This is a genomic window from Streptomyces sp. E11-3 (genome assembly GCF_046540415.1).
Taxonomy (GTDB): Bacteria; Actinomycetota; Actinomycetes; order Streptomycetales; family Streptomycetaceae; genus Streptomyces.
On record NZ_JAZGRL010000002.1, the window covers coordinates 1606079 to 1628287 of the forward strand.

Consider the following 22209-nt stretch of genomic DNA (forward strand, 5'->3'; position numbering starts at 1 on the left):
CTCATTGTGGAGCACGGTGTCTACCCGGGTCGACCTGCGGTCCCTTCCGGCTTCCTACTACGATCGGCCCACCTGCCTGCCCGCCCCCATCCCCGATATCCCCGCGAGGACACACAGCATGGGTTCCGCCAAGAACAGAGCTTCCAACGCCCGCCAGGCCCGGATAGAGGAGATGCGCCGGGCCGAGCGCGCGCGTGAGCGGCGCGGTCGCATCATCGCGATCGTCGCCAGCACCGCCGTCGTCGCGGGGCTGGTCGGCTTCGGCTCGTACCTGTTCATCAAGGAGCAGGACAAGCGGAAGGCCGAGGACGCCAAGGTCCAGGCGGACGCCAAGGCGCGCGAGAAGGCCGCGAAGCGGCCGATCAAGGACGAGAAGACCTGGGACGCGAAGAAGCTGGGCCGCAACCACGTCAGTAAGCCGGTCAGCTACCCGATGACGCCTCCGGTCGGCGGTGACCACGACCCGGCCTGGATGAACTGCAACGGCGACGTCTACAAGAAGGCGATCCCGGACAAGCACGCCGTGCACTCCATGGAGCACGGTGCCGTGTGGGTCACGTACAACGACAAGGCGGTGGCGGGTGACGTCACGAAGCTGGCGGACCGGGTTGCCGAGACTCCGTACTCGCTGATGAGCCCGCACGACGACCAGAAGGGCGCGATCATGCTCAGCGCGTGGGGGAAGCAGGTCACCGTCGACAGCGCTGACGACCCGCGCGTCGAGACGTTCTTCGCCAAGTACGTGCTGGGCGAGCAGACTCCGGAGAAGGGCGCCGCCTGCACGGGCGGGATCTCGCAGTGAGGCGTGCGGGCTGGGTCGCGGCGGGCGCGGCTGTGGTGCTGGCCGCCGTGGGAGGTGTGACCGTTGCCCTCGCGGACGGGCCTGTCGCGTCCGCGCCCGCTGCGAAGTCGAAGGTACCGACGGATGGTTCGGCGGATGCGGGCTTCGCGCGTGACATGGCCGTGCACCATCAGCAGGCCGTCGAGATGTCGTTCGTCATCCGGGATCGTACGGATGACCCGGGGATTCGTCGGCTCGCGTACGACATCGCCAACACTCAGGCCAATCAGCGCGGGATGTTGCTGGGGTGGCTTGATCTGTGGGGGCTGCCGTATGCGTCTTCTGACGCACCTATGGCTTGGATGAAGCACGGCGGGGACGGGGGGCACTCTGGGCATCAGGTCAAGGACGGTGCGCTGATGCCTGGCATGGCTACCAAAACGGAGATGGCGCGGCTTGCCAAGGCCAACGGGAAGCAGGCTGAGATCCTGTTCCTGCAGTTGATGACCGATCACCACAAGGGTGGGGTCACCATGGCCCAGGGCTGTGTCGACCAGTGCTCGGTCGGTACCGAGCGGAAGCTCGCGCAGGGCATGGTGGACGCTCAGGAGTCCGAGCTCAAGCTGATGGCCGACCTGCTGAAGGAGCGGGACGCGAAGCCTCGTTGATGTCAGGGAGAGATGGTACTCAGGACCGCGTCCGCTACCTCGGTTGGGCGGTCCAGCATCACCAAGTGGCCGGATGGCTCGACGACCCTGAAGTGCGCGTGCAGTTCTGTGGCCAGGTGCGCTTGGCGTTCCAGCCAGCGGCGGTTGTCCCCCGCGGCCAGTACGGTGACCGGGCTGTGCGGCGGGAGCGGGAACTCTCTGCGCAGCGCGGCTAGTTCCGCTGCCTGGTCGTGGTAGCTGGCGTACTCGGTGAGGATCGCCCGCGCGGAGTTGCTGGTGCCGTACGTCCTTCGCACCAGGTCGTACGGGGCCGGGTCGCCGCCTGCGGTACGGCCCGCCCGCACTACGGCTCGGCGTAGCGGCGGGCCGAGCGCGCGTGGTGCGCCGATGGCGCGCAGCGTCGCGGCGGCGAGCCTGGCCGCGGTGGTCCGCAGGGCGGGGGCTGGGGGGCGGCGCGCGTCCTCTTCGACGCTGGAGTCGACCAGTACGAGGCCTGCGGTGCGGGACGGGTACAGGCGGGCGAACGCCTCGCAGTGGAACCCCGCGAGTGAGTGGCCGACGATTGTGGCTTGGCGGTGGGGTGCGTGGGCGTCGATGGCGCGGAGGATGCGGGCGGCCTCTCGGGCCAGTGAGGGTGTGCGGTGCGGTTCTGGGCCCAGGCGGTCTAGGCGGATGACTGTGCGGTGCGGGGTGAGGAGGCGGGCCACCGCGTCCCAGTCGAACCAGGCGAGGCCCAGGCCGCCGGACAGGACGCAGACTGGGCCGTTGCCCTCCACCACGGTGCGGTTCATCGGGCCGTCGCCTCCGTGGCCTCCGTCGCCGCCGTCGTCCCTGACCTGCTCCGTGCCAGGGCGAGCGCCAGCATCGCGAGCCAGAGCGCGATGGTCAGCACCTGCAGGCGCTGGCCGAGCCCCAGCAGCCAGGTGCCGCGACCGGCCGTGAAGGCTGCGACGGAGGCGAGGGTCCAGGCGGTGGCGGCCAGTTCCAGGGCGGTGAGCCAGGGGCCGGTGCGGGCCAGGGGTGCCCAGCGGCCGTAGCGGCGTGCCGCGGTCGTGAGCGCGACCATGCCGATGAGTGCGCCGGTCACGGCGAGCGCACTGCTGACGGCGTGTGCGGTGTGGGTGGCGGGGACCAGGCCCGCGGCCTCTCGGGTCGCGCAGGCCGGGTCGGCGGTGGGGGTGCAGCTCAGGGGCAGCTGCGAGTCGAGTGCGGTGGCCGCGCCGAACAGGGCGAGGCCTGCCCAGCCGACGGTGGTCCAGTGCCCGCTGCGGCGGTCGGCTCGGCGGTCGGCGCGGTGGGCACTGAGCGCTCCGGCGAGCACGAGCAGCCCTGCTGTGAGATCGGCGGCACGGAACAGGTCACCCAGCGGCTGGCTCTGCGCGGCCAGTTCGCTGACGTAGGTCCGTAGCGGATCGAGCCCGGTGTCGACGACTCCCTCGATCACCCAGGCGCTGTACGCGACGGCACCAAGCCCAAGCAATAGGGCAGCGAATCGGATCGTGGACATCGTGCCCAAAGCCTACGGGAACGGGCGGGGCGCCCCGTTCAGCTGTGGGGCGGGGCCGCGCGTCGGGGTGCGTGCTCCGCACCGTGGTGGGTGCGCTCTGTTTCGTTGTGGGGCGGGGCCGCGTCGGGGGGTACGTGCTCACGCCGACGTCTGATCCGGTGGTGGCATAGGGGTCCCGGTGTGGACCGTCGGCGCTGCGCGCGCACCCCCCGCCCCGTCCCCTCCGGCCGGTTACGCGCCTGCGGGGNGCGCACCCCGCACCCCGACGCGGCGGCCCCGCCCCACAACGAAACAGCGCGCACCCCGCGGCACAGAACACACAACCCCGCCCCACAACGAGACAGTGCGCAGCACGTACCCCGACGCGAGGATCAGCCCGACTCGCGCCAGCGATTGGTGATCGGGAGACGGCGGTCCTTGCCGAAGCCCTTGGCGGAGATCTTGGTGCCCGGCGGGTACTGGCGCCGCTTGTACTCCGCCGTGTCGACCAGCCGCAGCACCCGCGCCACGGTCTCCGCATCGAACCCCGCCGCGACGATCGCGTCCACACCCTGGTCCCGGTCCACGTACAGCTCCAGAATCCCGTCCAGGACGGGATAGTCCGGCAGCGAGTCCGTGTCGACCTGGTCGGGCCGCAGCTCCGCGCTCGGCGGCTTGACGATCGAGTTCTCGGGGATGGGCGGCACCTGCCCGCGCTCGACGGCCGCGCGGTTGCGCCACTCGGCCAGCCGGAAGATGGCCGTCTTGTAGACGTCCTTGATCGGCCCGTACGCGCCCACCGAGTCGCCGTACAGCGTCGAGTACCCCACCGCCAGCTCGGACTTGTTGCCCGGAGCCAGCACGATGTGCCCCTCCTGGTTGGAGACCGCCATCAGCATCGTGCCGCGCAGCCGCGACTGGAGGTTCTCCTCGGCGAGCCCGGTCAGCCCCAGTGAGCCCATATAGGCATCGAACATCGGCTCGATCGGCACGGTCCGGAAGTTCAGCCCGGTACGTCGCGCGAGCTCCGCCGCGTCGTCCTTGGAGTGGTCCGACGAGTACTTCGAGGGCATCGAGATGCCGTACACCTGCTGCGCGCCCAGCGCGTCACAGGCGATCGCCGCGACGAGCGCCGAGTCGATACCACCGGAAAGCCCGATGAGCACCGACCGGAAGCCGTTCTTGGCGGCGTACGCACGCAGCCCGACGACCAGCGCCGAGTACACCTCCTCGTCATCGTCGAGCCGCTCGGCGTACCCGCCGACCAACTCGGCCTCGAACGGCGGCAGCGGCGCCTCGGACAGCACCACGTGCTCGATCCGCAGCCCGTCGTCGACGACACCCTCGGGCACGGCCCCGGCCGCGGGCAGCTCCAGATCGAGCACCACACATCCCTCGGCGAACTGCGGCGCCCGCGCGACGACCTCACCACCCGCGTCGACGACGATCGAGTCCCCGTCGAAGACCAGCTCGTCCTGCCCGCCGATCATCGCCAGATAGGCCGTCGTGCACCCGGCTTCCTGGGCGCGCTTGCGCACCAGCTCAAGCCGGGTGTCGTCCTTGTTCTGCTCGTACGGAGAGGCGTTGATGGAGACCAGCAGACCGGCCCCCGCGCTCCGGGTGGCCGGCACCCGGCCGCCGTCCTGCCAGAGGTCCTCGCAGATCGCCAGCGCCACATCCACGCCGTGCACCCGCACCACGGGCAGGGTGTCGCCCGGCACGAAGTAGCGGAACTCGTCGAAGACGCCGTAGTTCGGCAGGTGGTGCTTGGCGAACGTCAGCGCCACCTCACCACGGTGCAGCACCGCGGCCGCGTTCTGCGGAGCCCCGGCCGGCTGCCCGTACTTCGGCTGAGCGTTCTCGGACCGATCCAGGTAGCCGACGATCACCGGGAGCTCACCGAACCCCTCATCGGCCAGCCGCCCGGCGAGCGCCCGCAGCGCGGCGCGGGACGCCTCGACGAAGGACGGCCTGAGGGCCAGGTCCTCGACGGGGTAACCGGTCAGCACCATCTCGGGGAACGCCACCAGATGGGCGCCCTGCTCGGCGGAGTGCCGGGTCCAGTGCACGATCGACTCGGCGTTCCCGGCGAGGTCGCCGACGGTCGCGTCGATCTGATTCAAGGCGAGGCGTAGTTGAGGCACGCGCCCAGTGTAATCGTCAGACCGACACGATGTCCCGTGGGGCCCGGCTCCGGCAGCCGGACCCCACGAGCCCCTCAGCGTCGGTAGCCGAGCACCGTCATCATCCCCGCCTCGGCGTGGTAGACGTTGTGGCAGTGGATCATCCACAACCCCGGGTTGTCGGCATCGAAATCGACCGTCAACGTGCCGTTCGGCAGGATCACGGCCGTGTCCTTCCGCGGCCCACCGGCGACGTTCGCCAGGGCGAAGGTGTGGCCGTGCAGATGGAGCGGATGCCACATCATCGTGGAGTTCTGGAACACCAGCCGAACCCGTTCCCCGGAGCGGACCGCATGGCGCACCGACGGGTCGTACGCCCGCTTGTCGAAGGCCCAGTCGTACTTCGCCATGCCACCGGTCAGCTGAAGCTTGATCGTACGGTCAGGCTTCTTCTCCGCCAGCGCGACGGACTCGGCGGCCTTGAACTTCTCCGCGGTGAGCAGCTTCCCGCCCAGCTCCTTGGGCCTGACGTCCGCCTTCGGAGCCGATCCCGAGCCCGTACGCAGCACAGCCAGCGCCGAGGCCTTCTTCCCCTCAGCCGCCGCGACCAGCGGAAAGACACCGTCGCCCGCGGTGACCAGCACGTCGTACCGCTCACCCATGCCGAGCAGCAGAGCATCCGCCGTGACGTGCTCCACGGGGAACCCGTCCGTGTGCGTCACCGTCATCCGATGACCACCCAAGGCGACCCGGAAGGCGGTGTCGCCCCCGGCGTTCACAAGCCGGATCCGGATCCGCTCCCCAGGCTTGGCCCGAAACGACGAAGGCTCCTCCGCCACACGCCCGTTGACCAGGTAGTAGGGATAGGCGACATCCCCCGCGTCGCCCCCGAGCAGCTCGCTCCGAGCCCCCATCATCATCCGCGAGGGCCCAGCGGAACCGGGGGACGGAGACTTCTCCGCACGCATCGACATCCCCGGCATGTCATGCCCCTCGTGTCCACCACCTCCCATGCCCATGCCGTCCCGCAGCTCGGCCAGCACGGCGTCCGGCGTGGAGCCGTCCACACCATCCACCCAGTCGTCGAGTACGACGACCCACTCCTTGTCGTACTTCAGCGGTTCCTTCGGGTCCTCGACGATCAGCGGGGCGTACAGCCCGCGGTCCTGCTGGGTACCGGTGTGCGGGTGCAACCAGTACGTCCCCGGATGCGGGACCGCGAAGCGGTAGGTGAAATCGGCACCCGGCTTGACGTTCCGCTGGGTCAGCCCCGGCACGCCGTCCATGTCATTGCGCAGTGCGAGGCCGTGCCAGTGCACGGAAGTGGGTTCGGGGAGGTGGTTGGCGAGAGTCAGGGCGAGCGTGTCACCCGCGGTGACCCTGACCTCCTTGCCGGGCAGCCGGTCGCTGTACGCCCACGAGGTGACCGTACGGCCACCGCCCAGGTCGAGCGGTGTCCTGGCAGCGGTGAGCTTGACCTCGCGGACAGGTCCGCCGCCTCGCTTGTCCTCGGCGGCGGCCACTTCCCTACCGGCCGGGTCGACGTACGACGCCGACGTGCCATCGCTCGACCCCTGGCCTGAATTGCCCGAATCCGTGCAGGCGGCCAGAACTCCGGCGCCCGCGACGGCGATGGACGCACCGAGTACGGTGCGGCGCGTGTGAGTGCGCATGACTGAGTGACACCTCGTCATCTGTGGTGTGTGTATGGCTGGGCGCGTCTACTGGCTCGCGCCGACCTATATGCGCAACACGGACAATCGGGATAGAACGGTCCGTCGGGCGGGCGGGGCTCTCAAGGTGTACGCCGCGCGCGTCCTGGGCGCCAGAGGGGTGGCCGCTCCCGGCCGCGGGAGCCGTCCGGCGGCGAGCAGGGCGAGGGCGAACGCGCTCAGCACGGCGAGGCACACGGTGGCCGGGGTCATCCCGTGGTCGGGCGCGGGGGACTCGTCCTCCGTGCCTGCGGCCTCGGGGGCGTGCGGGTGCGAGGCCACGACCTGGACGTCGGCCGTGATGGGGGTGGGGCCGGCCGGGTGGCCCTGCGTGTGCATCGTGACGAGCCCGAGGAGCAACGCGGCGAGCACCAGCCGCCATGTCGCACTCGCCGTCACCATGCCTCGCAGCCTACCCCTGCCGGGTATGTGCGGGGTGAGGGTGCCTCTCGGGCGTGCGCCCACGGGTCCCCCGTGTCGGGGGTGAGGGCGCGCCCTCGGGCTTGGTTGCACGGGTGCGCCGTGTCGGGGTGAGGGTGCCCCTCGGGCTTGGTTGCACGGGTGCGCCGTGGCGGGGGGAGGGTGTTGCCCTTCGGGCTTGGTGGAACGGGTGCACCCCGTGGCGAGGGGTTGTGCCCACCCTCCCCCACTCTCGACTTCGCTCGAGCGGGAGGTGCCCCCCTCGCCCTGCGGAACGATTGCCCACAACGGGTAGACGCCAAACCGGCGTGAGGGGGCGTGGTGGGGGGTGCGCGCGGACCGCCCAACATTCGCCCCCGACACCGGGCTCGCTATACCGCTACCGGATCACCTCGCGCGGCGGGAGCACGTGCCCCCCAGCGCGCCCCCGCCCCACAACCAACAGAGCGCAGCACCACCACGGGGCACCCCCCGCCGTGGCCCCGACCCGACAACGAAACAGAAGCGCACGGCGGGGAGGCACATCGCGGCCTCAGCCCACCCGCTCCGCGGCGGGCGACGTCGATACCGAGCTTCCCGTGACGACTCGGGACGCCTCCCGCCGCGTACCCCGGTTCAGCAGGCCCGCCGCGCCGGCGATCATCAGGCCGACCACCGCCAGACCGGCTCCGACCAGCGTCGGCGACATCCAGCCCCATCCCGCCGCGATGGCCGCGCCACCCGCCCACGCCCCACCCGCGTTCGCCAGGTTGAACGCGGAGTGGTTCGAGGCCGAGGCCAGCGTCGGGGCCTGTGAGGCCGCCCGCATCACCAGCATCTGCAGGGGCGTGGTGGTCAGGAAGCCGACCGCGCCCAGCACCACCACGGTCACCAGCGCCGCCCACGGGATGTGCACGGTGAAGTAGAAGGCGACCAGGGTGAGCGCGAGGGCGCCCAGGGAGCCGTACAGGGTGGGCCGCAGGGCCCGGTCCGTGAGCGGCCCTGCGGCGAGCGCGCCGAGTGTCATGCCGATGCCGAACAGGGCGAGTACGAGGGTGACGGACGACTCGCCGAAGCCCATCACCTCGGTGGTCATCGAGGCCAGGTAGGAGTACACGGCGAAGACGCCCGCGAAGCCGAACACGGCGGTGAGCAGCCCGAGCAGCACCTGCCCGCTGCCGAGGGCTCGCACCTCGCGGCGCAGGCTCTGGGTGGCGTCCGGCGGCAGGTCCGGGACGAGCCGGGCCAGCGCCGCCATCGAGACCAGGCCGATCGCGCTGACTACCAGGAACGTCGCCCGCCAGCCGAGGTGCTGGCCGAGCAGTGTCGCGGCGGGTACGCCGACGATGTTGGCCACGGTCAGGCCGAGGAACATGGTCGCCACCGCGCGGGCCTGGCGCCCCTCGCGGACCAGCTGGGCCGCGACCACCGCGCCGACCCCGAAGAACGCGCCGTGCGGCAGCCCGGCGAGCACCCGCGCCGCGGCGAGCAGCTCGAAGGTGGGGGCCAGCACGGTGGCCAGGTTGCCGACCGTGAAGACCGCCATGAGCGCCACCAGCATGCGCTTGCGCGGGATGCGGGAGCCGAACGCGGTGAGCAGCGGGGCACCGATGACGACGCCGATGGCGTACGCGGCCACCAGGTGCCCCGCGGTCGGCACCGAAGTGCCCAGATCGTCCGCGACGTTGGGCAGCAGGCCCATCATCACGAACTCGGTGGTGCCGATACCAAAGGCGGAGACGGCGAGCGCGAGCAGCGCCATGGGCATGGAGAGACCTTCCATAGGTTCGCGGGTGCGCGGGTCGTTTCTACGGGCGAGTATGTTCCCGTACGAAACAAAGTCTCTCAGGTCCAGTATTCCGCTGGGTAACGGGTATGCGTCAGAAGCTGACCGACGCGGCGAGCGGCAGGTGGTCGCTGCCCGTGCGCGGCAGTGTCCAGGAGGCTTCCGGCTGTACGCCCTTCACCATGATCTGGTCGATCCGCGCCATCGGGAACGCGGCGGGCCAGCTGAACCCGAAGCCGTCCCCCGCCGCGCCCTGTGTGGAGCGCAGCTGCGAGGTGACCGGCGAGAGCGCACGGTCGTTCATGGTGCCGTTGAGGTCGCCGAGCAGGACGACCCGGCGCAGCGACTCGTCCCTGATGGCCAGGCCCAGGGCCTCCGCGCTGGCGTCCCGCTGCCCGGCGGTGAACCCGGCGTTGAGCTTGACGCGGACCGACGGCAGGTGCGCCACGTACACCGCGACCTCGCCCTGCGGGGTCTCTACCGTGGAGCGCAGCGCGCGGGTCCAGCCCATCTTGATGTCGACGGGGCGGGTGTCACGCATCGGGTACTTGCTCCAGAGGCCGACGGTGCCCTTGACCTGGTGGTACTTGTACGTGCCCGCAAGGGTTTCCGTGTACGTGGGTACGGTGGCGGCCGTGAGCTCCTCCAGGGCCACCACGTCCGCACCGGACTCGGCGATCTTGCGGGCGGTGCCCTCGGGGTCGGCGTTGCCGGCGTCGACGTTGTGGGTGGCGACGGTGAGATCGCCGCCGCTGCCGGCCTTGTCGGTGACCAGGCCGCCGAACAGGCTCACCCAGACCACGGCGGGCAGCAGCACCGCGATCAGCGCGGTGGCCGACTTGCGGACCACCGCCAGGATCAGCAGCAGCGGGACGCCGAACCCCAGCCAGGGCAGGAACGTCTCGGTCAGGCTGCCGAGGCTGCCGACGCGGTTGGGGATGTGACTGTGCAGCGCCATCACCAGGGCGAGCAGTACCGCGAAGGCGGCCAGGATCAGGCCGCGGCGCCAGATGGCCCGGTCCCGCCGCCAGCCGTCGAGCAGACGCAGTGGACGGGGTCGCGGGCGCTCGGGTTCCGCGCCGTCGCTGTCCGCCTGTGTGATGTCCGCCCGCGCCATACTGTCGCCTCACTGCCCTGCTGTGCACACGTCCCCTGCCATGACCCTAGGTGATGGGGGGCGCGTCTTCTCTGCCGCCTGCCGTGGCGGCCGTACTGCCTTGAGGACGAGAGGGCTCACCCCTTGGGTTCCTTGGCGCGCGGGCCGGGTGGGGTCTGTGACAGAACGGGCACATTGCCGCACATCACCGCGCTGGCCGTCGCCCGTGCCGCCCGCACTAGCCGGAGCCAGGGGCGAGGTGCCACCATGGACGTGATCCGGGGACGCCGTAAGGGCGCCTCGAGATGACAGAAGGAGCCGTCGCCATGACGCAGCTTTCGGCTGCCCAGAAGTCTTCCGCAGCCCAGCCCGCCGACAGCAGCAAGGCGCTGTACGGCGGCAAGGGCACGCGCCGTATCACCGTGCGCGACATCGCCGCCGCCAAGGAGCGGGGCGAGAAGTGGCCCATGCTCACCGCCTATGACGCGATGACCGCCTCCGTCTTCGACGAGGCCGGTATCCCGGTCCTGCTCGTCGGCGACTCGATGGGCAACGTCCACCTGGGGTACGACACCACCGTGCCCGTCACGCTGGACGAGATGACCATGCTCTCCGCGGCCGTGGTCCGGGGCACCCAGCGCGCCCTGGTCATCGGCGACCTGCCGTTCGGCTCGTATCAGGAAGGGCCGGTGCAGGCGCTGCGCTCGGCCACCCGGCTGGTCAAGGAGGCCGGTGTCGGGGCGGTCAAGCTGGAGGGCGGGGAGCGCTCGCTCGCGCAGACCGAGCTGCTGGTCCAGTCCGGCATCCCGGTGATGTCGCACCTCGGCCTGACCCCGCAGTCCGTGAACACCATGGGGTACCGGGTCCAGGGCCGGGGGGACGAGGACGCGCACCGGCTGCTGCGCGACGCCAAGGCAGCGCAGGACGCGGGCGCCTTCGCCCTGGTCCTGGAGCTGGTACCGGCCGAGCTGGCCGCCGAGGTGACCCGCTCGCTGCACATCCCGACCGTCGGGATCGGCGCCGGGGACGGGTGCGACGCCCAAGTGCTGGTCTACACCGACATGATGGGCCTCACCGGCGGCAAGATGCCGCGCTTCGTGAAGCAGTACGCGGACCTGCGCAAGACCATGGGTGACGCGGCGAAGGCCTTCGCCGACGACGTGGTCGACGGGGCGTTCCCGGAGGCGAAGCACAGCTTCCAGTGACCCGCTGACATACGCGTTTCAGTGACCCGCTGAGATGCGTGTTCCAGTGACCCGCTGAGGTGCGTGCGCAGGCACCCCTGATCCACTGCGGCACAGACGACAGCCCGCCGATCTTCCCCCGTCGGCGGGCTGTCGGGCGTCTGTCGGTGGCTTGTCGGCAGCTTGTCGGCGGCCTGTCGGCGGGGTCCGGCACCGTTGGCGGCATGACGCGATTCGACAACGACCCCAGGGGCGGCGGCAACGCCGTCGAGGTGCGGGGCCTGGTGAAGCACTTCGGCGAGACCAAGGCACTGGACGGCGTGGACCTCGACGTCCGCGAGGGCACCGTCCTCGGCGTGCTCGGTCCCAACGGCGCCGGCAAGACCACCCTCGTACGCTGCCTGTCCACACTGCTCACACCGGACGCCGGGCACGCCACCGTCGCGGGCTTCGACGTGGTGCGCCAGCCGCGCGCCCTGCGCCGCACGATCGGCCTGACCGGCCAGTACGCCTCGGTCGACGAGCGGCTCTCCGGCTGGGAGAACCTGTACATGATCGGGCGGCTGCTCGACCTGCCACGGTCGGCCGCCCGCAAGCGCGCCGACACCATGCTGGAGCGGTTCTCGCTCACCGAGGCCGCGCGGAAGCCCGCCAGCCAGTACTCCGGCGGGATGCGCCGACGGCTTGACCTCGCCGCCTCGTTGATCGGGGAGCCCGCGGTGCTCTACCTGGACGAGCCGACCACGGGCCTTGACCCGCGTACCCGCAACGAGGTGTGGGACGAGGTGCGGCGACTGGTCGCCGAGGGGGCGACCGTGCTGCTCACCACCCAGTACATGGAGGAGGCCGAGCAACTCGCGGGCGAGCTCACCGTCATCGACCGCGGCAAGGTGATCGCGGGCGGCAAGGTGGCCGAGCTGAAGGCCAGGGTCGGCGGTCGCACGCTGAAGATCCGGCCCAGCGACCCCGCGTTGCTCGGCTCGATGGCCCGTGCGCTGAGCGAAGCGGGTCTGGACGGTGTCGCGGGTTCGCAGGCCGTTCCGGACGACGGGCTGCTTTATGTGCCGATCCTCAGCGACGAGCAACTGACGGCTGTGGTCGGCCTGTTGGGCGACCGCGGCTACGGAATCGCCGATATCGGCACCGAACTGCCCAGCCTGGACGAGGTGTTCCTGGCCATCACCGGCCAGAAGACCGCCGGTTCCACGGACCACTCCGAGTTCGAGGAGGTCGCGGCGTGAGCGCGGCAACCGTCACCGCCCCCGCCCCGGACGCCCGGGCGGCCCTGCCCGACGAGGGCCGGATCGGCCTGCGGGCCAACCTGCGCCACATCGGCGCGCTGGTACGGCGCAACGCCCTGCAGATCAAGCAGAACCCGGAGTCGATGTTCGACGTCCTGCTGATGCCGGTCATCTTCATCCTGCTGTTCGTGTACGTCTTCGGGGGCGCGATCTCCGGCAAGGGCAACCAGCAGGAGTACGTCAACTACGTGGTGCCCGGCATGATGGCGATGATGGGCATGAACGTCGCCCTGGCGGTGGGCACGGGCGTCAACGAGGACTTCAAGAAGGGGGTGATGGACCGGTTCCGGACGATGCCGATCGCCCGGTCGTCGGTCCTGATCGCCAAGATCGTCGTGGAGATCGGCCGGATGCTGGTCGCCACCGCGATCCTGCTCGGCATGGGCTTCCTGCTCGGCCTGGAGATCAAGACGTCGGTGCTCGACCTGTTCGCGGCGGTGGTGCTGGCCACGCTGTTCGGCGCCTCGCTGATGTGGATCTTCATCCTGCTGGGGCTCTCCATGAGCACCCCGCAGGCCGTCCAGGGCATGGCGATGACCGTGCTCATGCCGCTGCAGTTCGGCTCGTCGATCTTCGCCCCGACGTCGACGATGCCGGACTGGCTGCAGGGCTTCACCTCGGTCAACCCGCTGTCGAACCTGGCGGACGCGTCTCGTGCGCTGATCAACGGCACGGGGGCGATCGCCCACCCGACGCTGGTCACGCTGGCCTGGGCGGTGGGGATCACGCTGGTGACCGCGCCGCTGGCGGTACGGAAGTTCCGCAGCCAGAGCTGAGAGCCTGTCTTTGAACCCCCGTCGTTCGCCCGAAGGGCGGGCGCAGCGCCCGCCGCGAAGCGGCTGATGTCCCGGCGGTGCGTGCCCTCGGTGTGCGGCGTTGCAGGTCATGAATGGGGTCTCCCCTGCTCAGGGGGGCACCTCCCGCTCGAGCNTCGGGCGGGTCGGGCGCGAGGGCGGTGGGGTCCGGGGCGGCGGCGTCGTCGGCTGCGGCGTCCGGGGCGGCCCCGCAGACCGACTCGGCCGCCGCGAGGTCGCTGCCGCCCGCGAAGACGGAGAGGCGGCGCAGCACGGCGCGCTCGTCCTGCGTCAACAGGTCCCAGGACCAGTCGACGACGGCGCGCAGGGTCTGCTGGCGGGGCAGGGCGGTGCGGCTGCCGCCGGTGAGGAGCCGGAAGCGGTCGTCGAGGCGGTCGGCGATCTGGCGCGGGGTGAGCATCCGCAGGCGGGCGGCGGCGAGTTCGATGGCCAGCGGGAGGCCGTCGAGGCGGCGGCAGATCTCGGCGGCCGCGGCGGCGGTCGCCTGGTCGGCGTCGATCCGGAAGCCGGGGCTGGCCGCGGCGCCGCGGTCGGCGAGCAGCCGGAGCGCGACGGGTTCCGGGAGGGGGTCCAGGGGGCGGACCAACTCGCCGGGTACGCCGAGGGGTTCGCGGCTGGTCGCGAGTACGGTGAGGCCCGGGCAGCGGGCCAGGAGGTGTTCGACCAGGCGGGCCGCGGCCACCACGACGTGCTCGCAGTTGTCCAGAAGCAGCAGCATGCGCCGCCGGGCGCAGTGCTCGGCGAGCCGCACGAGGGGGTCGTCACCGCGCCGGTCGGCGGCGCGCAACTCCTCGGCCCCCGCGCCGTGCAGTACGGTCTCGCGGGCCCCGAGCGCGGTGAGCACGGCCTCCGGAACGGCCTCGGGGTCAGCGGCCGCGTCCACCGGCGCGAGCTCAGCCAGCCACACCCCGTCCGGCACCCCGCCCACGCCTTCGGCGACCTCCTGCGACAGCCGCGTCTTGCCCGCACCACCGGGCCCAAGCAACGTAACCAGCCGCGCCGCGCCCAGGTCTCCCCGGATGGCCTGGATCTCGGCTTCCCTCCCCACGAAGGAGGTAAGCCGAGCACGCAGATTGCCGAGCACCTTCGGCTCAGGGCTGTGCGGTGAGGGGTCGGCGGACCCGTTGGCGAGGTGGGGCGCGCCAAGGGCGGCCGCCGTCACGGGGGTGTCCGCCGGGTGCCAGGCGCCGGGCGCCGCGGCGGCGGAGGCCGCCGACGGGTGCGGCGCGGCGGGGGCCTGCGCCGGGCCCGGGGCGCCGGGCCCTATAGCCGAGTGCGGCGTACCCGGAGCCGCCGACTGGGCGTCAGCGGCGACCGCTGGCGAGTGCGGCGCGGCGGGCGCCTGCGCTGGGTCCGGGACGCCGGGGCCCACAGCCGACTGCGGCGTACCATCAGCGACCGAATCCGAGGCACCTGGACCAGCCACGCTTTGCGGCACACCAGGAACGGCCGACTCCGCTCCACCGGGCGCCCCCGCGTGCGGCCCAGCGGACGCCTGCGCCAGGTCCGGGACGCCAGGACCCACAGTCGGCTGCGGCTCGCCAGAAGCCGCCACCGGATGCGCGGCAGAGGCCACTGGCGCCTGTGCCACAGCAGGGGCAGTCGGCTGCGGGGCGCCGCGACCCACGGCCGCCTGCGACACACCAACAGCGGCCGACTCCACTGCACCGGGCGCACCCGCGTCCGGCCCAGCAGACGCCTGCGCCAAGCCCGGGACGCCAGGACCCACAGCCGACTGCGGCTCGCCAGGAGTCGGCCCGTGCTCCGTGCCCCGCCCCGCCGCCGGATGCGACGCGCCAGGCGTGGCCGGTGGCGGGGCGCCGGGTGTCGCCCCCGGATGCTGTGTGGCAGGGGCCGGAGTGTGCGCGGCGCCCCGCCCCGCCGGGTCGAAGGCGGCGGGAGCCTGCACCCCGTCTGGGGCGCTGGGGACCGCGGTCGGCTGCGGGGCGCCGGGACCCGCAGTCGGCCGTGGCTCACCAGGAGTCGGCCCGTGCGCGGCGCCAGGGGTCGCCCGGTCGGGGGCAACCGGAGCCTGCGCCCCGTCTGAGGCGCTGGGAACCGCGGTCGGCTGCGGGGCCGTGCCAGGGCCCGAAGGCACGGCGGTGCCTGGCCCCGTCTGTGGATGCGGGGCCCCGGGAGCCGCCGGCGGCCGGGGCGGAGCCGGGTGTAGCAGTTCGGTGTGCAGGGCGCGGAGTTCTGGGCCCGGGTCGGTTCCCAGGCGGGCTGCGAGGTCCGTGCGTATGGCGTCGTAGGCCGCCAGGGCCTGGGCCGGTTGGCCCGCCTCGCGTAGGGCGCGTAGGCGTAGGGCCTGGAGGGGTTCGTCGAGGGGGTGGGCGGCGCAGAGTGCGGTGAGGTCGGGGAGTGCGGCTTCCGCCTGGCCGAGGGCGAGTCCGGCCGCCAGGCGCGTGCGGCGGGCGTCCAGGCGTAGCGCGTCCCACCGGGCCGACTCGGCCGTGCGGTCGGGGATGTCGGCGAGTGCCGGGCCCCGCCAGAGTGCCAGGGCCTCGTCGAGGAGGGCGGATGCCTTCTCCGGCGCACCGGAGGCGTACGCCGCCGCCCCCTCGGCCACGAGCCGCCCGAAGCGGTGGGCGTCGACGTCGTCCGGCTCAGCGGCCAGCCGGTAGCCACCGCCGTCGACGGAGATCACGGCCGCGTACCCGATGGCCCTCCGCAGGCGTCCGACCAGCGCCTGCAGCGCGCCGGGCGCGTCCGCCGGCGGGTCGCCGTCCCACACCCCGTCGATCAGCACCCCGACGGGCACCGCCCGCCCCGCCCGCAGCGCGAGTACGGCGAGCAGCGCGCGCAGCCGCGCCCCGCCGACCGGGACGGGCGTGCCGTCGGTGCGGTGTACCTGGGTGGTGCCGAGGATCGAGAAGTGCACGTCGCCCATTGTCCCCGGACCGCCCCCGAACGCCCGTACCTTTATCGCCCGCGCCTTCACGCGAAGCGGAACCGGTTACCGCTGAGCGGCATCCGGCTACGCGCTGAGCGGGAACTCCTCCCCCAGCGCCCGGAACACCGCCGTGTTCAGCGCGAACGCCCGCTTGCACTCGTCGACGATCCGCTGCTTCTCGAGGTCGTCGACGGCCACCCCGTCCAGCAGCTCGCGGTAGCCGCGCTTGAACGCCGCCGGGTTGGCGATCGACTCGAAGACGTAGAAGCGGACGCCGTCACCCTTGCGGGCGAAGCCCCAGGCCTTCTCGGCCTTGTCGCGGATGATCTGGCCCCCGGACAGGTCGCCTAGATAGCGCGTGTAGTGGTGGGCGACATAGCCGCCCGGCCAGCCCCGCGCGCACTCCTCGACCCGTGCCGCGTACGCCCGCGTGGCCGCCAGCGGCCGCAGCCCCGCGCGCCAGTCGGGGCCGCGCAGATGCGCCAGGTCGCGCTCCAGCTCGGCGACCCGCATCAGCTCGGGCTGGATGAAGGGACCCGCCACCGGATCGTCCCGCAGCTCCCGCGCGGCGTCCTCCAGGGCGCGGTACACGAACCACAGCTGCTCGGTGTACCGGGCGTAGGCGTCTACGCCCAGCCGCCCGCCGAGCAGATCGCTCATGAACGTCGAGGTCTCCGCCTCGGTGTGCTGCTCATGGGACGCGGTACGGATGAGCGTGGAGAACGGCGTGTCCACTGGGGCCTCCGATGCCGAACGATGCCGAGCGATGCCGAGCGATGCCGCAGGTGCGGGAACCACCACTGATCTTCCTACTTAGGTATACCTAAGTCAATGTGTTCCCGACGCCCTGTCGGCAAAACGGCCTCGCGCGAAAAATCGCGCGAGGCCGTGGCAGAGTGCCAGAGGTAGCGAGGGAGGGTCAGGGCAGCGTGAGGATCTCCGCCCCGGTCTCGGTCACCACCAGTGTGTGCTCGAACTGCGCGGTCCGCTTCCTGTCCTTGGTCACCACGGTCCAGCCGTCGTCCCACATGTCGTACTCGTGGGTACCCAGGGTGAGCATCGGCTCGATGGTGAACGTCATGCCGGGCTGCATCACGGTCGTGGCGTGCGGACTGTCGTAGTGCGGGACGATCAGCCCGGAGTGGAAGGCCGAGTTGATCCCGTGCCCGGTGAAGTCGCGGACCACGCCGTAGCCGAAGCGCTTGGCGTACGACTCGATGACCCGCCCGATGATGTTGATCTGGCGTCCGGGCTTGACCGCCTTGATCGCCCGCTGGGTGGCCTCCCGGGTCCGCTCGACCAGGAGCTTCGACTCCTCGTCGACGTCACCGCACAGGTACGTGGCGTTGTTGTCGCCGTGTACGCCATTGAGGTACGCGGTGACGTCCAGGTTCACGATGTCGCCGTCCCGCAGCACCGTGGAGTCCGGAATGCCGTGGCAGATGACCTCGTTGATCGAAGAGCAGAGCGACTTCGGGAAGCCCCGGTAGCCCAGCGTGGACGGGTAGGCACCGTGGTCGCACATGAACTCGTGCGCGACCCGGTCCAGCTCGTCGGTGGTGACGCCCGGCGCGATGTGCTTGGCGGCCTCCGCCATCGCCTGCGCCGCCACCCGCCCGGCGACGCGCATCCGCTCGATCGTTTCGGCGTCCTGGACCTCGGGACCGGTGTACGGCGTGGGCGCGGGCTTGCCCACGTACTCCGGGCGCCGGATGTTTCCGGGGACGGAGCGGACGGGAGAGAGCTCCCCTGGTTCAAGCAGTGACTGGCCAGACATGTCCACGAGTGTATCCAGCGCCTTTCGGGCACCATGGCGGCGGAACGTCAAACAGAGGGAGCCGACGATGGCCCTGTTCAAGAAGCGGACGGTCGGAAAACCCGGCGAGTGGTACTTCTGCCTGCGGCACGGAACGGTCGAGGAGGGCCCCGAGTGCCGGGCCCTGGACCGCTTCGGCCCCTATACGACCCGCGAGGAGGCGGGGCACGCGCTGCAGACGGCCCGCGAGCGCAACCTCAAGTGGGAGAACGACCCCCGCTGGCACGACGAGTCCGACAACGGCGACGACAGCACCGGCGACACCGACGGGACCGGAAGTGGTGACGCGAAACACGACTGACGCGGAACACGACTGACGTGACACACGGCTGGCGCGAGACACGGCTCACGCGAGACACCGCTGAACCCGGCCGCCTCGCTCACCACCGCTCCGGCGGCGGCGCCGTCAACTGATCAGCGAGCCGGGAGAGCCGGTCCCGCAGCCGCCTGCCGCGCGGCGCGGGCGCCGGCAGGCTGTTCTCCCCGACCGCCGCGCTGACCAGGTGCTGGACCGTGTCCAGGTCCAGCTCCTGCTCGGGCTCCGCGGGCACCGACAGCGCCTCATGGGCCATGGCCCGCAGCTCGCGCCCGCCGGCGTCCAGGGCCAGTACGGTCGCCCCCGCCCGGCGCGCGTCACGTACCCGCTCCAGGAGCCCCGCGCCCGGCTCGTCGGGCGCCACCACGAGCAGGGTCTCGCCGCGCCGCGCCGCCTCGATCCTGCCGAGGCCCACCGACAGCTGCGCCGGGTCGCCGGGCCGCACCCGGTGGCGTACCAGCGTCGGGTTCAGCTCGGGCGTGCCCGACCAGGCCGCCTCGTCGACCAGGTGCGCGGTCAGATGCCAGGGCTCGTACGCCTCGGTGCCGACCAGCAGCAGCCCGCCGCCGTGCGGCACCACCGAGGTACGCAGGGCTCCGGCGAAGCGGCGGGTCGCGCCCAGCCACTCCGTTCCGGCCAGCACTTCGCGCAGCAGCGCGACCCGTACGGCGTCCATGGCCCGCATCCTGCCGCAGACCTCGCGGCCGGGCGGGCGGTTCGGGTCGATGACACTCACGTGAGTGAAGTGCCGTGCCGTGGCTCGCCGTTCACCCAGAGTTCGGCTCCGCTTGCGAGGGTGGGTCCGTGCAGCGCGAAGTGACCTGTCGGTGATCTATCGGTGATCTGGAGGGCTGATGGCGATCGAGACGTCCGTACCGTTCTCTGCGGGCTGTGAGGGCTACGCCAGTTTCCGTATCCCGGCGGTGGTGGCCACCGCATCGGGCACGCTGCTGGCGTTCTGCGAGGGCCGCGTGGACTCCCGCCACGACTTCGGGCACATCGACATCGTGCTGAAGCGGTCCACGGACGGCGGCCGCACCTGGGGCCCGCTCCACGTCGCCGCCGCGAACGGCCCCGACCTCGCCGGGAACCCGGCCCCGGTCGTCCTGGACACCGGCCGCATCCTCCTCGTCCACGTACGCAACCTGGCCGCCGCGACCGAGACGCAGATCCGCCGCGGCCAGATCTCCGCCGCCGACGGACGCCGCGTCTGGATCACCCACAGCGACGACGACGGCGCGACCTGGTCAGGACCGCGCGAGATCACCGCCCAAACGAAGAAGACCGGTTGGCGCTGGTACGCGACCGTCCCCGGGCACGCTCTGCAGCTGAGCACCGGCCGGGTCGTCGTGCCCGCCAACCACTCGCTGCCGCCCACCGGCTCCGACGTCGGCACCGAGGCCAAGTACAACGGCGGCCACTGCCTGCTCTCCGACGACCGCGGCGAGAACTGGCGCATCGGCTATGTCGACAGCGCCGCCCGCGGCATCGTCAACGTCAACGAGACGACCGCCGCCGAACTCCCCGACGGACGGCTCTACTTCAACACCCGCACCGACTCCCCCGCCCCCGGCACCCGCGCCGACGCGCTGTCCACCGACGGCGGCGCCACGCTGGTCAAGCCGTTCCGCCCGCAGGCCGGGCTCACCAGCCCGGTGGTGGAGGGCTGTGTACTCCAGCTCCCGGACGGCGGCCCGCTCCTCTTCTCCGGCCCCGCCGACCCCGGCCACCGCGCCCTGATGACCGTCCGTGCGAGCACCGACTCGGGCACCACCTGGCGGGTCGCGCACACCGTGAACGGGCTCCCGGCCGCGTACTCCGATCTCGTACGGGTCGACGAGGACACCCTCGGACTCCTCTACGAGACAGGGGACTTCGGCCCGTACGAGACGGTCACCTTCCGGCGCGTTCCGCTGACGGAGCTGCGCTGAGCCCGTGCCCGTACCGCGGCCGTACCGCGCCCGTTCGGACGGGGGCCCGCTGGCACGCCTACCGGCGAGTATCGTCGCCGTATGACTTCCTCTGATGACGTACAGGGCGGGCAGAAGACTCCCGCGAAGGCCCCGGCCAAGGACCCCTGGGACCTGCCGGATGTGTCGGGGCTCGTGGTCGGTGTGCTCGGTGGCACCGGTGACCAGGGCCGGGGCCTGGCCTACCGGCTGGCCAAGGCGGGCCAGAAGGTGATCATCGGGTCCCGGGTCGCGGAGCGTGCGCGGACCGCGGCGGACGAGCTGGGTCTGGGGATCGAGGGGCTGGAGAACGCGGAGTGCGCGCGGCGCAGCGACCTGGTGATCGTCGCCGTACCGTGGGACGGCCACGCCAGGACCCTTGAGGCGCTGCGCGAGGACCTGGCGGGCAAGCTGGTCGTGGACTGCGTCAACCCGCTGGGCTTCGACAAGAAGGGCGCGTACGCGCTGAAGCCCGAGGAGGGCAGCGCGGCCGAGCAGGCCGCGGCGCTGCTGCCCGATTCACGGGTGACGGCGGCGTTCCACCACCTGTCGGCGGTGCTGCTGCAGGACGAGTCGGTCGACGAGATCGACACGGATGTGATGGTGCTCGGCGAGTCCCGTGCGGACACGGATGTGGTGCAGGCGCTGGCCGGGCGCATCCCCGGGATGCGGGGGGTCTTCGCGGGGCGGCTGCGCAATGCCCACCAGGTGGAGTCGCTGGTCGCGAACCTGATCTCGGTGAACCGTAGGTACAAGGCGCATGCGGGCCTGCGCGTGACCGACGTGTAAGGGCGTCGTGTAACGGCGACGTGTCAGGGCGACGTCTCGGCAGGACCGGGGCATGGGGGACACTGGAGGCGAACACCTTCAGTACCTCGGACAGGAGCCGACCCCCATGCCCCGCCTCGCCCTCTACGCCCTCGTCGTCTGTCTGCTCGCCGTGGCCGCGGCCGTGGTGTCCTTCGTCCAGGGCAGCTGGCTCGGGGTCGTCTGGGTGCTGCTGGCCGGGCTGTCGTCGAACATGGCCTGGTACTACCTGCGCCGCGCGAAGGCCGAGCGCGAGTCGTCCGCCGCTACGGACTGACCAGGCAGAACGGGGTCTCCTCCTTCCAGAAGCGGTAGAGGTTCAGCCCGCAGTAGGAGTCGAGATCGGTCACCCCGAGGCTTCTGAGCAGGGCGTGTACCGCGTCGAAGAACACCTCGTTGACCTCGGGAATCCACAGCAGCGCGAACACGGCGAGCAGCCCGAACGGCGCGAACGGCTCCATCTGGCGGCGGATGCCGTGCGAGAGCCAGGGCTCGATGACGCCGTACCCGTCCAGGCCGGGGACCGGCAGGAAGTTCAGGATCGCGGCCGTGACCTGGAGCAGCGCCAGGAAGCCGAGCGCGTAGCGGAAGGGCCCCGGCACGCCGTCCAGCGCGTCCAGCCAGAACGGCGCGGTGCACACGATCGCGAACAGCACGTTGGTCAGCGGTCCGGCCGCCGAGATCAGGCTGTGCCGCCAGCGGCCGCGGATACGGGCACGCTCGATGAACACGGCACCGCCGGGCAGCCCGATCCCACCCATGATCACGAACAGCACGGGCAGCACGATGCTGAGCAGCGCGTGCGTGTACGCGAACGGGTTGAGCTTGAGGTAGCCCTTGGCGCCGATCGAGATGTCCCCGCTGTGCAGGGCGGTACGGGCATGCGCGTACTCGTGCAGACAGAGCGAGACGACCCAGGCCGCGGTGACGAACAGAAAGACCGCGATCCCCATCCGCGGCGAGACATCCGCCCACACGGCCCAGCCGCTCGCGCCCATGACCGCGACCAGCCCCAGAAAGATGGGGCTGATCCGGCGCTCAGCCCTGCTGATGCCCGTACCGCTACCGCTCATGAGC

21 protein-coding genes are annotated in these 22209 nt (G+C 71.5%); 9 read left to right on the plus strand and 12 right to left on the minus strand.

Annotation, left to right across the window (positions count from 1 at the left end; all coding sequences use genetic code 11):
* The first annotated feature begins 118 nt into the window (after nucleotides 1–118).
* Nucleotides 119–802 (plus strand): DUF3105 domain-containing protein, encoded by a 684-nt coding sequence (locus U9R90_RS26340; RefSeq protein WP_411059158.1) that lies wholly within the window; start codon nucleotides 119–121, stop codon nucleotides 800–802.
* Nucleotides 799–1449, plus strand: coding sequence for a DUF305 domain-containing protein (locus U9R90_RS26345; protein ID WP_411059159.1), 651 nt, complete (start codon nucleotides 799–801; stop codon nucleotides 1447–1449). The genes U9R90_RS26340 and U9R90_RS26345 overlap by 4 nt, the downstream gene beginning before the upstream one ends.
* 2 nt (nucleotides 1450–1451) lie before the next feature.
* Here U9R90_RS26345 and U9R90_RS26350 read toward each other — a convergent pair whose 3' ends face one another.
* From U9R90_RS26350 to U9R90_RS26380, 7 genes are all read right to left on the minus strand, one after another.
* A complete protein-coding gene (locus U9R90_RS26350; protein ID WP_411059160.1) occupies nucleotides 1452–2240 on the minus strand; it encodes an alpha/beta fold hydrolase in 789 nt (262 codons plus the stop codon).
* A complete protein-coding gene (locus U9R90_RS26355) occupies nucleotides 2237–2956 on the minus strand; it encodes a DUF998 domain-containing protein (protein WP_411059161.1) in 720 nt (239 codons plus the stop codon). The genes U9R90_RS26350 and U9R90_RS26355 overlap by 4 nt, the downstream gene beginning before the upstream one ends.
* A gap of 371 nt (nucleotides 2957–3327) precedes the next feature.
* Complete coding sequence (locus U9R90_RS26360) at nucleotides 3328–5079, minus strand: NAD+ synthase (RefSeq protein WP_411059162.1); 1752 nt, start codon at nucleotides 5077–5079, stop codon at nucleotides 3328–3330.
* A gap of 74 nt (nucleotides 5080–5153) precedes the next feature.
* Nucleotides 5154–6731: a multicopper oxidase family protein gene (locus U9R90_RS26365; protein ID WP_411059163.1), complete on the minus strand. Its 1578-nt coding sequence runs from the start codon at nucleotides 6729–6731 to the stop codon at nucleotides 5154–5156.
* A 66-nt stretch (nucleotides 6732–6797) separates the two neighbouring features.
* A complete protein-coding gene (locus U9R90_RS26370) occupies nucleotides 6798–7172 on the minus strand; it encodes a DUF6153 family protein (protein ID WP_411059164.1) in 375 nt (124 codons plus the stop codon).
* A gap of 550 nt (nucleotides 7173–7722) precedes the next feature.
* On the minus strand, nucleotides 7723–8937 hold the full coding sequence (locus tag U9R90_RS26375) for an MFS transporter (RefSeq protein WP_411059809.1): 1215 nt from the start codon (nucleotides 8935–8937) through the stop codon (nucleotides 7723–7725).
* A gap of 112 nt (nucleotides 8938–9049) precedes the next feature.
* Complete coding sequence (locus U9R90_RS26380; RefSeq protein ID WP_411059165.1) at nucleotides 9050–10072, minus strand: endonuclease/exonuclease/phosphatase family protein; 1023 nt, start codon at nucleotides 10070–10072, stop codon at nucleotides 9050–9052.
* Between the two features lie 305 nt (nucleotides 10073–10377).
* Between U9R90_RS26380 and panB the strand changes: the two genes are divergently transcribed.
* The 3 genes from panB (at nucleotide 10378) to U9R90_RS26395 (ending at nucleotide 13312) form a co-directional block, all read left to right on the plus strand.
* A complete protein-coding gene (gene panB, locus U9R90_RS26385) occupies nucleotides 10378–11256 on the plus strand; it encodes a 3-methyl-2-oxobutanoate hydroxymethyltransferase (protein WP_411059166.1) in 879 nt (292 codons plus the stop codon).
* A 203-nt stretch (nucleotides 11257–11459) separates the two neighbouring features.
* Nucleotides 11460–12476, plus strand: a complete 1017-nt coding sequence (locus tag U9R90_RS26390) for an ATP-binding cassette domain-containing protein (protein WP_411059167.1) — start codon at nucleotides 11460–11462, stop codon at nucleotides 12474–12476.
* Nucleotides 12473–13312: an ABC transporter permease gene (locus U9R90_RS26395; RefSeq protein WP_411059168.1), complete on the plus strand. Its 840-nt coding sequence runs from the start codon at nucleotides 12473–12475 to the stop codon at nucleotides 13310–13312. The genes U9R90_RS26390 and U9R90_RS26395 overlap by 4 nt, the downstream gene beginning before the upstream one ends.
* Here U9R90_RS26395 and U9R90_RS26400 read toward each other — a convergent pair.
* The 3 genes from U9R90_RS26400 to map form a co-directional block, all read right to left on the minus strand.
* Nucleotides 13260–16241, minus strand: coding sequence for a BTAD domain-containing putative transcriptional regulator (locus tag U9R90_RS26400; protein WP_411059169.1), 2982 nt, complete (start codon nucleotides 16239–16241; stop codon nucleotides 13260–13262). The genes U9R90_RS26395 and U9R90_RS26400 overlap by 53 nt on opposite strands.
* An 87-nt stretch (nucleotides 16242–16328) precedes the next feature.
* Nucleotides 16329–16979 (minus strand): heme oxygenase (biliverdin-producing), encoded by a 651-nt coding sequence (locus U9R90_RS26405; RefSeq protein WP_411059170.1) that lies wholly within the window; start codon nucleotides 16977–16979, stop codon nucleotides 16329–16331.
* Nucleotides 16980–17163: 184 nt separating this feature from the next.
* Nucleotides 17164–18021, minus strand: coding sequence for a type I methionyl aminopeptidase (gene map / locus U9R90_RS26410; RefSeq protein ID WP_411059171.1), 858 nt, complete (start codon nucleotides 18019–18021; stop codon nucleotides 17164–17166).
* Nucleotides 18022–18088: 67 nt separating this feature from the next.
* Between map and U9R90_RS26415 the strand changes: the two genes are divergently transcribed.
* A complete protein-coding gene (locus tag U9R90_RS26415) occupies nucleotides 18089–18361 on the plus strand; it encodes a hypothetical protein (protein ID WP_411059172.1) in 273 nt (90 codons plus the stop codon).
* A 79-nt stretch (nucleotides 18362–18440) separates the two neighbouring features.
* Here U9R90_RS26415 and U9R90_RS26420 read toward each other — a convergent pair whose 3' ends face one another.
* The gene (locus U9R90_RS26420; protein WP_411059810.1) at nucleotides 18441–19052 is read right to left on the minus strand and encodes a hypothetical protein; all 612 of its coding nucleotides are present in this window, start codon (nucleotides 19050–19052) and stop codon (nucleotides 18441–18443) included.
* Between the two features lie 178 nt (nucleotides 19053–19230).
* Between U9R90_RS26420 and U9R90_RS26425 the strand changes: the two genes are divergently transcribed.
* From U9R90_RS26425 to U9R90_RS26435, 3 genes are all read left to right on the plus strand, one after another.
* On the plus strand, nucleotides 19231–20307 hold the full coding sequence (locus tag U9R90_RS26425) for a sialidase family protein (RefSeq protein ID WP_411059173.1): 1077 nt from the start codon (nucleotides 19231–19233) through the stop codon (nucleotides 20305–20307).
* A gap of 81 nt (nucleotides 20308–20388) precedes the next feature.
* On the plus strand, nucleotides 20389–21114 hold the full coding sequence (gene npdG / locus U9R90_RS26430; protein WP_411059174.1) for an NADPH-dependent F420 reductase: 726 nt from the start codon (nucleotides 20389–20391) through the stop codon (nucleotides 21112–21114).
* A gap of 52 nt (nucleotides 21115–21166) precedes the next feature.
* Complete coding sequence (locus tag U9R90_RS26435; protein WP_411059175.1) at nucleotides 21167–21409, plus strand: hypothetical protein; 243 nt, start codon at nucleotides 21167–21169, stop codon at nucleotides 21407–21409.
* Here the strand turns inward: U9R90_RS26435 and U9R90_RS26440 are convergent.
* Nucleotides 21399–22205 carry a site-2 protease family protein gene (locus tag U9R90_RS26440; protein ID WP_411059176.1) on the minus strand — a complete coding sequence of 269 codons (807 nt, stop codon included), beginning with the start codon at nucleotides 22203–22205 and terminating at the stop codon, nucleotides 21399–21401. The genes U9R90_RS26435 and U9R90_RS26440 overlap by 11 nt on opposite strands.
* Nucleotides 22206–22209 lie beyond the last annotated feature (4 nt).